At 59.0% G+C, this 12272-nt stretch carries 11 protein-coding genes and 1 pseudogene; 7 read left to right on the forward strand and 5 right to left on the reverse strand.

Annotation, left to right across the window (positions count from 1 at the left end):
* The first annotated feature begins 96 nt into the window (after nt 1-96).
* Nucleotides 97-1407 (forward strand): MFS transporter, encoded by a 1311-nt coding sequence (locus LOY31_RS15400; RefSeq protein ID WP_085603380.1) that lies wholly within the window; start codon nt 97-99, stop codon nt 1405-1407.
* Between the two features lie 191 nt (nt 1408-1598).
* Here LOY31_RS15400 and LOY31_RS15405 read toward each other — a convergent pair.
* Both LOY31_RS15405 and LOY31_RS15410 read right to left on the reverse strand, forming a co-directional pair.
* Nucleotides 1599-1971, reverse strand: a pseudogene (locus tag LOY31_RS15405) (DUF6124 family protein).
* A 478-nt stretch (nt 1972-2449) separates the two neighbouring features.
* Nucleotides 2450-2812, reverse strand: a complete 363-nt coding sequence (locus LOY31_RS15410) for a hypothetical protein (RefSeq protein ID WP_221534998.1) — start codon at nt 2810-2812, stop codon at nt 2450-2452.
* Nucleotides 2813-2909: 97 nt separating this feature from the next.
* On the opposite strand from LOY31_RS15410, the gene LOY31_RS15415 reads away from it, so the two are divergent.
* The 3 genes from LOY31_RS15415 (at nt 2910) to rarD (ending at nt 5913) form a co-directional block, all read left to right on the forward strand.
* A complete protein-coding gene (locus LOY31_RS15415; RefSeq protein WP_221534999.1) occupies nt 2910-3809 on the forward strand; it encodes a LysR family transcriptional regulator in 900 nt (299 codons plus the stop codon).
* 69 nt (nt 3810-3878) lie between these two features.
* On the forward strand, nt 3879-4892 hold the full coding sequence (locus tag LOY31_RS15420) for an aldo/keto reductase (protein WP_129973253.1): 1014 nt from the start codon (nt 3879-3881) through the stop codon (nt 4890-4892).
* 139 nt (nt 4893-5031) lie between these two features.
* Complete coding sequence (gene rarD, locus LOY31_RS15425; protein WP_258711796.1) at nt 5032-5913, forward strand: EamA family transporter RarD; 882 nt, start codon at nt 5032-5034, stop codon at nt 5911-5913.
* A 127-nt stretch (nt 5914-6040) separates the two neighbouring features.
* Here the strand turns inward: rarD and hppD are convergent, their stop codons facing one another.
* Nucleotides 6041-7117 (reverse strand): 4-hydroxyphenylpyruvate dioxygenase, encoded by a 1077-nt coding sequence (gene hppD, locus LOY31_RS15430; protein ID WP_007958955.1) that lies wholly within the window; start codon nt 7115-7117, stop codon nt 6041-6043.
* Nucleotides 7118-7363: 246 nt separating this feature from the next.
* On the reverse strand, nt 7364-8311 hold the full coding sequence (locus LOY31_RS15435) for a DMT family transporter (protein WP_221535001.1): 948 nt from the start codon (nt 8309-8311) through the stop codon (nt 7364-7366).
* Nucleotides 8312-8388: 77 nt separating this feature from the next.
* Between LOY31_RS15435 and LOY31_RS15440 the strand changes: the two genes are divergently transcribed.
* The 3 genes from LOY31_RS15440 (at nt 8389) to LOY31_RS15450 (ending at nt 11504) form a co-directional block, all read left to right on the forward strand.
* Nucleotides 8389-9261, forward strand: coding sequence for a LysR family transcriptional regulator (locus LOY31_RS15440; RefSeq protein WP_221535002.1), 873 nt, complete (start codon nt 8389-8391; stop codon nt 9259-9261).
* Nucleotides 9262-9368: 107 nt separating this feature from the next.
* Complete coding sequence (locus LOY31_RS15445; protein WP_221535003.1) at nt 9369-10904, forward strand: EAL domain-containing protein; 1536 nt, start codon at nt 9369-9371, stop codon at nt 10902-10904.
* A 234-nt stretch (nt 10905-11138) separates the two neighbouring features.
* Complete coding sequence (locus tag LOY31_RS15450) at nt 11139-11504, forward strand: histone-like nucleoid-structuring protein, MvaT/MvaU family (protein WP_011334329.1); 366 nt, start codon at nt 11139-11141, stop codon at nt 11502-11504.
* Nucleotides 11505-11711: 207 nt separating this feature from the next.
* Here LOY31_RS15450 and LOY31_RS15455 read toward each other — a convergent pair whose 3' ends face one another.
* Nucleotides 11712-12230 carry a DUF4946 domain-containing protein gene (locus LOY31_RS15455; RefSeq protein WP_221535004.1) on the reverse strand — a complete coding sequence of 173 codons (519 nt, stop codon included), beginning with the start codon at nt 12228-12230 and terminating at the stop codon, nt 11712-11714.
* Nucleotides 12231-12272 lie beyond the last annotated feature (42 nt).

The raw sequence follows: 12272 nt of genomic DNA on the forward strand, positions 1-12272 counted from the left end.
GGCACAAAGACAATCCGGCCAAAGGTGGCCGAGACTCTCAGGGCGATCAACGTTACCCTTTGCATCGCAAAAAATCATAATAAAGAGAGAGCCGCCATGTCGCAGAGCGCCGCTGCCGCCCAGACCATCGATGACGATAAAAATGCCGTCTACAAACGCATCACCCTGCGTTTGATCCCCTTCATCTTCATCTGCTACCTGTTCAACTACCTCGACCGGGTCAACGTTGGATTCGCCAAACTGCAGATGCTCGACGCGCTGAAATTCAGCGAAACCGTGTACGGCCTCGGTGCCGGTATCTTCTTCATCGGCTACGTGCTGTGCGGCGTACCGAGCAACCTGGCCCTGACCAAGTTCGGCCCACGGCGCTGGATCGCGCTGATGATGATCACCTGGGGCACGCTGTCGACCTGCTTGCTGTTCGTCACCACACCGACCGAGTTCTACACCCTGCGCCTGTTCACTGGCGCTGCTGAAGCCGGGTTCTTCCCGGGCGTTGTGCTCTATCTCTCGCAGTGGTTCCCGACCTTCCGCCGTGGCCGGATCATGGCGCTGTTCATGTCGGCGATCCCGGTGTCGGGCCTGCTCGGCAGCCCGTTTTCCGGCTGGATCCTCAATCACTTCGCCGCCGGCCAGGGTGGCCTCGCGGGCTGGCAGTGGATGTTCCTGCTGCAAGGCATTCCGACCGTGGTACTGGGCGCACTCGCCTACTTCCTGCTCAGCGACAACTTCGCCAACGCCAAATGGCTGACCCCGCATGAGCGTTCGGTGCTGGAAGCGGATCAGGCGGAAGACCTGGCGAACAAACCGAAAACCACTTCCGATTCGCTGATCGCCGTGTTCAAGAACCCGGCCATCTGGGCCTTCGGCCTGATCTACTTCTGCATCCAGAGCGGCGTGTACGCGATCAACTTCTGGCTGCCGTCGATCATCAAGAACCTCGGCTTCAGCGACAACCTGGTGATTGGCTGGTTGAGTGCGATTCCTTACTTGCTGGCGGCGGTGTTCATGCTGGTGGTCGGGCGTTCGGCGGACTTGCGTAAAGAACGTCGCTGGCATTTGGTGGTGCCGATGTTGATGGGTGCTGTCGGCCTGCTGATTGCGGTGAACTTTGCGGCGAATCCGGCGATTGCGATCCTCGGTCTGACCATCGCGACCATGGGCGCGCTGACCGGTTTGCCGATGTTCTGGCCGGTGCCGACTGCCATGCTGAGTGCGGGTGCTGCGGCGGGTGGTCTGGCGTTGATCAACTCGATGGGGCAGATGGCCGGGTTCCTGAGCCCTTACCTTGTGGGTTGGGTCAAGGACAGCACCGGGTCGACGGATGCGGCGTTGTATCTGCTGGCGGGTGTGATTGTCGGCGGGAGTTTGCTGGCGTTGCGGATGACGCGGACGTTGCGGGCTTAAGCCTTAGTCGAAATACAGAAACGGCCCATTACGGGCCGTTTTTCATTTAGATCGTTCCCACGTCGAGGCGTCGAACCGTCCGCGTGGGAATGCCTCAAGGGACGCTCCGCGTTCCAGCTCTGGAAGGGACGCAGAGCGTCCCGGGCTGCATTCCCACGCGGAGCGTGGGAACGATCAGGCTAAGGATCTGGCTAGAGCGGTGTTTCTGTCTTCAACTCCAGATTATCCAGCGCCCGATTCACCGCCAGTTCACTCAGCATGATCAATTGCGCAATGCCCAGCAGCACATGTCGCTGCGAGCCGTCCACCAGCCCGGCGAAGTCAGTGGCCATGGTTTTGGCGCAAGTCAGGGTTTCAGAGGCATCGGCCAGCAGTTCTTCGCTGTCGATGCCGGGGGCGATGAGGTAACGAGTGTTGGGTTTGAGCACCGGTTTTCTGGGGAGCAGCGGATTGAGGTAGTGATCGAGGGCGCGTTCGGCGGCTTCGTGGAATGTCTTGGAGTCGAGGGACTCGTAGGGCGAGGTGGGTGTCGGTTTCGGGTGGGCTGGGTGTTGGTTTGATCACGTTTGAATCTCCAAATCAGAAAAATGGAGCCATCAAACTTCGCTACCAAACGAAGAGGTGGTGGCCATACACGGGTTGGTAGACCGGTGACTTGGAAAACCGGCGCGCTCGAAAGCGCCCCACGCATGGCCACCATAAAAGCACGGACGGATAAGCGTCCGAATACGGTGAATTGCGCAACAAGTCAGATCCGGGCTACCAAACCCGATCGCTGTATTTCAGCGACGGGACAACGATAAAACCCGGCCCTTGAGCGCACAAGCCGGCGGATTCTGGCTTAGTCGTAGGCAACGGCGCAAGGTTGTGTAGCCTGGGTGCGTGTCCGAACGTGTCCTTTAAACACTTCACTTAAACACCCCACTCCAGATCGTTCCCACGCTCCGCGTGGGAATGCAGCCCGGGACGCTCCGCGTCCCTTCCAGAGCTGGAACGCGGAGCGTCCCTTGAGGCATTCCCACGCAGAGCGTGGGAACGAGCATCACGCACTGCTTTTCGCATCCAGCTCAAGCACCAACCCGCCCGGCATCTGCACAAAAATCTGCCAGATCCCATCCTCTGGCACCTGCGCCACCTGATACGGCAACCCACTCCCCTGCACCCGCTTCAAAACCACCGCCGCATCTTCATCGGTGCGAAACGCAATATGACTCAACGCCGCCTCATCCAGCGCGGGCTGCTCAATCACATGCACCAACGCCTCCCCATCCTGATACAACCACCGCCCGGGAAACGGAAACGGCGGCCGCCGCCCCGGCGTCAATCCCAACAACCCACCAAAAGCGTCCTGCAGCGCCTGACCGTCAGCGGTGCTGAAGGCCAGATGATCAAATGTCCACGTCATGTCTGTCTCCTGCGGTTATTCAGGATTTCAGTATCTGCGCTTGCCAATCCAGGAAAAATCCCGCAAAACGCCAAGGATCTTCAACGGATTTTTACTAATGAGCTCAATCCTCGATCTGGAAATCTTCGTCCGCACCGCCGACTCCGGCAGCATCTCCGCCGCTGCCCGGGCGCTGGAGCTGACGCCGGCTGCAGCGAGCATCGCGTTGAAACGCCTGGAAACCCGCCTCGGCATTCGCCTGTTCGCCCGCTCCACCCGCAGCATGCGCCTGACCGAAGAAGGCCGGCGTTATCTGGAAAGCGTGCGTCTGGCGCTGGCGACACTGGCCGAGGGCGAGCAGGCACTGAAGCAGCAAACCGAAGGCTTGAGCGGCGTGCTGCAACTGGCGGCGCCGTCGGACTTCGGGCGCAATGTGCTGTTACCGTGGCTAGACGATTTCAAGCACGAGCACCCGCACATTCAGCTGCAATTGCTGCTCAACGACCGACACGCGGACCTGTTTCGCGAGACGGTTGATGTGGCGCTGCGCTTTGGTGTGCCGAGTGATTCGACGCTGGTGGCGTTGCCGATTCTGCCCGAGCATCGGCGTGTGGCCTGCGCCAACCCTGCGTATCTGGAACGCCACGGCACACCGCAAAATCCTGCTGAACTGAGCGAGCACAGCGCCCTGCTCTACCTGCGCAACGGTCGTCCTTACAACACCTGGCGCTTCCATCGCGACGACGAAACCGTCGAGGTCGAAGTACGCGGCGACTACCTCAGCGACGACGGCGAAGTCGCCCGCCGCTGGGCGCTCGCCGGGCATGGGATCGCCTATAAAGCCTGGCTCGACGTGGCCGAAGACGTGCGCGCCGGGCGGCTGGTGACGCTGTTCGATGACTGGCATGGCGAGAGCGTGCCGTTCAATCTGTTGTGCCCGCATCGGGTGCAAGTGTCGGAACGGGTCAAGGTGTTGCAGGCGTTTTTAAGGCAGCGTTGCGAGACATTGCGTCGATAAATTCACTTTGCCGCGCCGGGCGCTTCTGGTATTTGATGGAAGCTTTCCCACCGACAAAAGGATTTCGGCATGAGCTATCGCACACTGGGTCACTCGGGGTTGCAGGTGTCCACCCTCACCCTCGGCACGATGATGTTCGGCGAGCAGACCAGCGCGGAAGATTCGCTGCGTATCATCGACAAGGCCTGGGATCAGGGCATCAATTTCATCGACACCGCCGACGTCTACACCAACGGCCGTTCGGAAGAGATCGTCGGCGAGGCCATCGCCCGTCATCGGCATGAATGGGTGCTGGCGACCAAGGTCGGCTTCGGCCCGGTGGACGGCGTGCCGAATCGCAGCGGTCTGAGCCGCAAGCACATCTTCAACGGTCTGGAGGCCAGCCTGACCCGGCTTGGCACCGACTACCTCGACATCTATTACCTGCACCGCGAAGACCACAACACCCCGCTGGAGGTGACGATCTCGGCGATTGGCGATCTGATTCGCCAGGGCAAGATCCGTTATTGGGGCCTGTCGAACTATCGCGGCTGGCGGATTGCCGAGGTGATTCGCGTGGCGGACAAACTGGGCGTTGATCGGCCGGTGATCAGCCAGCCGCTCTACAACATCGTCAACCGTCAGGCCGAAACCGAACAGATCACCGCCGCCCAGACTTACGGCCTCGGCGTGGTGCCTTACAGCCCGCTGGCCCGTGGCGTGCTCAGCGGCAAGTACGCACCGGACGTGACGCCGGACGCCAACAGCCGTGCCGGGCGCCAGGACAAACGGATTCTGGAAACTGAATGGCGGGTGGAGTCGTTGCGCATTGCCCAGCAGATTCAGCAATACACTCAGGAGCGTGGGGTCGGGATTGTCGAGTTTGCGATTGCCTGGGTGCTGAACAACGGCGCGGTGACGTCGGCGATTGTCGGGCCGCGTACTGAGGAACAGTGGGATGCGTACACCAAGGCGCAGGCGGTGAAGATTACGGCGGAGGATGAGGCGTTTATCGACTCACTGGTGACGCCGGGGCATGCGTCTACGCCGGGGTTTAATGATGTGAGTCATTTTGTGTCGGGCCGTAAGCCGCATCAGGCTTAAGCACCTATGCTTCGACACAGGTCTCTGTTCTCACGGGACCTGTGTCGGATGTTGGAAATATTGATCACTCGGCCAATATTCACCACAAAAACCACGTATCCTGCGCGCCCCGTTTCACCATCACCCCCGCGAGGACAGTTTGTCTAAAGGCATTGCTCTATCGGTGACAGCATCGACGCTGTTCGCCGTCATGTATTACTACACCTCGCTGCTCACCCCGTTGAGCGGCGTGGAAATCTTCGGTTGGCGGATGCTGCTGACCGTGCCCTGCATGACCGTGTTCATGTTGCTGTCCGGCGAATGGCGGCGGGTGCTGGAGCTGCTGCGCCGGGTCCCTGCGCTGCCGAAGTTGATCGGTGGCCTGATCGTTTCGTCCGCGTTGCTCGGCGTGCAGTTGTGGCTGTTCATGTGGGCGCCGCTCAACGGCTACAGCCTTGATGTGTCGCTGGGTTACTTCCTGCTGCCGTTGTCCATGGTCCTGACCGGGCGCATCGCTTATGGCGAAAACCTGTCATACCTGCAAAAAGTCGCGGTGTTTTTTGCCAGCCTCGGTGTGTTGAACGAGTTGTATCAGGTCGGCGGGTTTTCCTGGGCGACGCTGGTCGTAGTCGTCGGTTACCCGTTGTATTTCGTGCTGCGCAAATACCTCAAGACCGACAACCTCGGCGGTTTGTGGGTCGACATGACTTTGATGCTGCCGGTGGCGTACTGGTTTGTGCGCGGCGGCGAACAGGGTTTCGGCGTGTTCGATCAGTACCCGGCGCTGACATGGCTGATTCCGCTGCTCGGTCTGATCAGTGCCTCGGCACTGGTGGTCTACATCATCGCCAGCCGCTTGCTGCCGTTCAGCCTGTTTGGTTTGTTGAGTTACGTTGAGCCGGTGCTGCTGCTGGGTGTGGCGCTGTTGCTCGGCGAGAGCATCAAACCCGGTGAATGGCTGACCTACATCCCGATCTGGCTCGCCGTGGTGGTGCTGGTGTTTGAAGGGTTCAAGCATCTGATGCGCCAGCGCAGGCCTTAAAAGCAGCACAAAACAAATGTGGGAGCGGGCTTGCTCGCGAAAGCAATCGTTCATTCAACACTTCAGTTGACTGATCCGACGCCTTCGCGAGCAAGCCCGCTCCCACATTTTTTATCGGTGCAGCTAATTACTCGGTAGCGAGCACGCCACGACGCACCTGGTCACGCTCGATCGATTCGAACAGTGCCTTGAAGTTGCCTTCGCCGAAGCCATCGTCGCCCTTGCGCTGGATGAATTCGAAGAACACCGGGCCCATCAGGGTTTCCGAGAAGATCTGCAGCAGCAGACGCTTGTCTTCTTTATCCGACGCACCGTCGAGCAGGATGCCGCGCGATTGCAACTGATCGACCGGCTCGCCGTGGTTCGGCAGGCGGCCTTCGAGCATTTCGTAGTAGGTGTCCGGCGGCGCGGTCATGAAGCGCATGCCGATCTTCTTCAACTGATCCCAGGTCTTGACCAGGTCGTCGGTGAGGAACGCCACGTGCTGGATGCCTTCGCCGTTGAACTGCATCAGGAACTCTTCGATCTGCCCGGCGCCCTTCGACGATTCTTCGTTGAGCGGGATGCGGATCATGCCGTCCGGTGCGGTCATCGCTTTCGAGGTCAGGCCGGTGTATTCGCCCTTGATGTCGAAGTAGCGGATCTCACGGAAGTTGAACAGCTTCTCGTAGAAGTTCGCCCAGTAGGCCATGCGACCGCGATACACGTTGTGGGTCAGGTGATCGATGATCTTCAGGCCGGCACCGACCGGGTTGCGGTCAACGCCTTCCAGGAACACGAAGTCGATGTCATAGATCGAGCTGCCTTCGCCGAAACGGTCGATCAGGTACAACGGCGCGCCGCCAATGCCTTTGATCGCCGGCAGGTTCAGTTCCATCGGACCGGTTTCGATGTGGATCGGCTGGGCGCCGAGTTCCAGTGCACGGTTGTAGGCCTTCTGCGAATCCTTGACCCGGAACGCCATGCCGCACACCGACGGGCCGTGTTCAGCCGCGAAGTACGAAGCAACGCTGTGGGGTTCGTTGTTGAGGATCAGGTTGATCGCACCCTGGCGATACAGGTGCACGTTCTTGGAACGGTGGGTCGCGACCTTGGTGAAGCCCATGATCTCGAAGATCGGCTCAAGGGTGCCAGGAGTCGGCGATGCGAACTCGATGAACTCGAAGCCCATCAGGCCCATTGGGTTTTCGTATAAATCTGCCATGGTTGGCGCCTCATCATTCTTATCAATTAACCAGAGTTATTTGTCAGTAATGCTGAGACCGGTGGGTGGCGCACAGGAGATGCCACGCACACTGCGGGCGAGGAAGTCACCGTAGATCAGTTGAAACCCGAATATCTTCATTGTCGACCCAAGGCTCTTGCGGGCGAGGCTTCTGCTGCCAGAAGACGATTATTATTGTATGCGTAACCCGATTCTACACAGCGTAAATAGGGTTGTCTGCCCTCTCTATAAAATCCGCTTTTTTCCGGCCGGTGCAAGGGGTTTGTTGCACAGCCAGATGCCCGCCAGAATCAGCACGCCGCCCAGGCACATGGCCAGCGTCAGCTGTTCACCCAGCAGGATTGCACCGGCCAGCACGGCGGTCAGCGGGTTGAGCGCAATGAACACGCCGGAGCGTGTGGCGCCGATTTTACGGATGCCATCGTAGTAACCGATGTAGGCCAGCGCCGAGCCGAGTACGCCCAGATAGGCCAGGCTCAGCCATTGGCGCGGGCCAAGCGCGGCCAGCGCTGCAACGTCGACTTCGCCACGGCTCAGGGCCAGCGCCCACAACATCAGGGTGCCCAGCAGAATCGAAAAGGTCACGGTCTGCACCGGGCCGATGCTCTGGTTGAGGCTGCGGGAGAACAGCGAATAGACGCCCCAGCTCAAAACGCAGCCGAGGATCAGCAGATCGCCAATCCACGCGTCCGGCGTTTCGCTCAGCAGTTGCGGGTTGCGACTGACGATCACCACACCCGCCCCGCCGATGCAGATTGCGATGCCGATCACCTTCAATCGACTCAGACGCTCCTTGAACAGCAGCCATGACGCCAGACCGATTACCGCCGGATTCAGCGCCACGATCAACGAAGCCCGAGAAGCGTTGATGTATTGCAGCCCGTAAAAGAAGCACAGGTTGTAGAAGAAAATCCCGAAGAACCCCAGCAACGCCAGTTGCAGCCATTGCCGGGGCGTTGGCCGCGCCAAGCGGATTCGAGCGAGCCTTAAACAAACGACCAGCGCCACACTGGCCAGCAAAAACCGAAGGCTGGCGGCAAAGACCGGGCTCAGGCTACCGGCCAGAAACCTCCCGGCTACCCACGTTCCGCCCCAGATCATGGTGACCAGCGCCAGGTTCAGGTAGACGGGCATGTCCGAGGCGGCCGGACGATCAGGTTCATGACAACTCATAACGCTCCCAACGATGAGACTGACGGATGACGTATCATTCGATTGATTCCTCATCATCGTAAAATGAGTCTTTACTCATGACCCTGACCCAACTCGAAATCTTCTCGCTGGTCGCCGAACTGCGCGGTTTCACCCTCGCCGCCCATCGTCTGGGGATTTCCCAGTCAGCGGTGTCCCACGCCTTGAAGTCGCTGGAACAGGAACTGGGCGTCGAGCTGCTTCGCCGGCACCAATCGCAAGTGGAACTGAGCGACATCGGCGAACAATTGCTGCTGCGGGCGCGCGCGATGCTTGGTTTGGCCAATACGTTGCGCCAAGAGGCAGCGGATGCGCGCGGCATGAAACGCGGCACGCTGCGCATCGGCTCGTTCGGACCGACGTCCTCGATCAAGTTGTTGCCGAAGATTCTGCAGCAGTATCGCGAGGCGCATCCGGGGATCGAAGTGCACATCGATGAAGGCCCGGATCGGCAGGTCATTCAGTGGCTGGAGGAGCGGCGGATCGATATCGGTTTTGTGGTGCTGCCCGAGGAGCGCTTCGACACGTTTGCCCTGATCGAAGACCAGATGGTCGCCCTGCTCCCGCTCGGTCACCCGTTGGCGGCGCACGAATCCGTGACGCTGAAAGACTTGTGCAACGATCCGTTCGTGCTGACCGAGGCCGGTTCGTCGGAGCTGGTCTCGCGCCTTTTCAACGCGGCGCGGTTGAGCCCGAACATCCGCTATCGCTGCTCACAACTGCTCAGCACCCTCGACACCGTGGGCCGGGGCGATGCGATGACCGTGGTGGCCGAAGGTTCGTTGCCTTTTGATCCCGACCCGCGCTATGTCAAGCGACCGCTGTCCCCCGCTGTCACTCGGCAAGTCGGTCTGGCGGTGCTGGATCAGCGCCAGGCTTCGCCCGCCACACTGGCATTCATTCAGCTGGCAACACGGCTGGATTATCGTTGAGCGGCGCAGCTGTCATTGGCCATCTATCATGGGGCTCAGACCCCGGGCTTTGTGCGCACGCTTCACCTACCATCAAGAGCCCCACTCCACCGCGACAGGATGCGCCAATGCCACTGACCGTCAGGCCCCGCCGCAATCGCAGCACCCGGATTATCGTGACATTACTGTGCGGCCTGCTGCCGATCGTACTCGGCAGCGTGATTCTTTATATGCAGGCCGGACGCGCCCTTCAGCAGAGTTCGCAACACACCGCCGATGAAGCCCTGCGGCAGTTCGAACTGATGCTCGACAACACCGCCCAGGCCGCCCGCGAACTGTTGCCTTTGGCCGGCCAGACCTGCGAGACCGTCAAACTGGCGTTGCGCGAACAAGTCACTCGCCGTCCGTTCGTGCGCTCGACCAATCTGGTGTGGGACGACAATCTCTATTGCAGTTCGCTGTTCGGCGACTTCAAGGAAGCGGTGAATCCGGGCGACTACGCCCAGGGCAAGTTGTGGCTCATGAACGGCAACCCGGTCACGCCTGACACCGCGCTGCTGGTCTATCGCCTGAGCGAGGGCCGCGGCGGCGCACTGACCACGCTGGACGGCTATCACCTGAGCAACATTCTGCGCCTGATCGGCCGGCACACGTTGTTATTGCTGCAAGTCGGCAACAACTGGCTCTCCGCCGACGGCAAAGTGCATCAGGGCGCCCTGCCCGCGTTGCCCGTGGCGCAAAGTACCTTGCACTCGTCGCACTACGCGTTCTCGGTCAGCGCCGCGTTTCCGGCAGGCGAAACCTGGCGCTACATGAAAGACGAGTACCCGCCGCTGTTCAGTCTGCTGATGTTCTTCGGTGCGGTATCGGGAGCGATCGGCTACATCGTGCAGAGGCGCTCCACCTCGCCCAGCCATGAAATGCTGCGAGCGCTGGAGGCGGGAGAATTCATTCCGTACTTTCAACCGGTGGTGCACGGCGACAGCAAACGCTGGTCGGGCGCGGAAGTGCTGATGCGCTGGAACCATCCCAAGGAGGGGCTGGTGCGTCCGGACCTGTTCATACCCTTTGCCGAACACTCCGGGTTGATCGTGCCGATGACCCGCGCCTTGATGCAGCAAACTGCTGTCGTGCTGGGGCCGCTGTCAGCAACCTTTACCGCGCCGTTCCACATCGGCATCAACATCACCGCCAGCCACTGCCAAGATCTGGAGCTGGTTGAGGATTGCCGTGAATTTTTGTCAGCATTCCAGCCCGGCAGCATCAGCCTGGTTCTGGAGCTGACCGAACGCGAGCTGATCGAGCCCTCCGACATCACCCATCAACTGTTCGCGCATCTGCGCGCAATGGGCGTGAAGATCGCGATTGACGACTTTGGTACCGGCCATTCAAGCCTTGGCTACTTGAGGACCTTCAATGTCGACTTCCTCAAGATCGATCAGACATTTGTCGCCATGATCGATAAAGATGCCCTGTCCCGGCACATTCTGGACAGCATCATCGAGCTTTCCACCAAACTGGATCTGGGCATTGTGGCCGAAGGTGTCGAGACGCAAGCCCAGTGCGATTATCTGGCAGCCCACCATGTCAACTTTCTGCAAGGCTACCTTTTTGGCAAACCGATGCCGGCTGCAGACTTCATCGAAGCATTAACTCATCATTAACTTGGCGGGATAAATCCTGACTCGCCGACAGCCCGCACCAAATTGATACAAAACAGCGTTGTTGTTACATGAAGAAAAAGTCAGGATTTACTCTTGTCGCATTAACTACTACAATTTTTCTTACCTGTTGCAAGATGGGCAGGTGAGCCATTATCACCGAGTCGCTTCAAGGCTCTTGGCTTATAGCTTTGTTTGCGGTTGGTATCAGCCAAACACACTATTGGAGTAAAGATATTGTCCAGACTCGCTGAATTTCGTGCAGCTGAAAAGGCCCTTCAGGAACAGCTCAAGCAGCTGGAATCGCTGAAGAACGATGCCGGGCTCAAGAAAGAAATCGAATTCGAAGAAAAGCTCCAGGGGCTGATGAAAACCTACGGCAAAGGCCTGAAAGACATCATCGCCATTCTCGATCCGAACCCGGCGAAATCCGGTCTGCAATCGACCGCCGCACCTAAAACCCGCCGCGCTCGCGTGGTCAAGGTCTATCAGAACCCGCACACCGGCGAGCTGATCGAGACCAAGGGTGGCAACCACCGTGGCCTGAAAGCCTGGAAGGAACAATACGGTGCAGCCACCGTTGATTCCTGGTTGCGCGGTTAATCCCTCGCAAACATGAAAGCCCTGCATATGCAGGGCTTTTTTTTGGACAATATTTAACAAATGCAACGATTTTTCTGGCGAGCAAGTTGAGTCTCAAACCGTTCTCGCGCTGAAACTATGCTTCCGAATGTTGCCCCGTTAGCCGGAGATTAACTTTATGTTTAATCAGTTCCGGTATCTAACATCAGGCTGACCACGAACAGACGACTAGAATTTCAAGCTGTTTCGCGCAGCCATTATGTCGTCGCCGCTCGCCTTATAAACCTCCGCCTGCCCGGCATACGAAAGTACGTAAGCCTTATCCGCCTCGACCGCTGCAACCAATGTTTGCGACAACACATGACGGCCGTTTTCAGTCACCGTACAAGTGGTTTCAAGCGCAGTCATCGAGCCCAGCGTACTCGCGTGAACCTTGTTGCAGACACTCTGATAACCGCTCTGGAAAAAGTCTTTCTGCACCGACTTGCGCATTTCCAGCAACACGCCCTGCAAGTTGACCTGATGACCACTTTCCACGCGGGTCATCGTCAACTCCATCACCATCACCTGATTGCCATCGGCGTCAGTCTTCACCGCACGCTGACGCGAGACTTCAGGAGAGGTTTCGGGCAGCGCCTCGACTTCCCAACCGGCCGGCCAGGTGATGCTCGGTGCCTCGGCAAAGGCCGGCAGAGCAAGCAGGGAAAAACCCAGGAAAACGAACAGCGATTTGAACGGTCGGATCATTACCAGAGGCACTCGCGGATTGAGCCGTAAAGTCTGAGGCCC

The organism is Pseudomonas sp. B21-021 (assembly GCF_024749205.1).
GTDB lineage: Bacteria > Pseudomonadota > Gammaproteobacteria > Pseudomonadales > Pseudomonadaceae > Aquipseudomonas > Aquipseudomonas paraglycinae.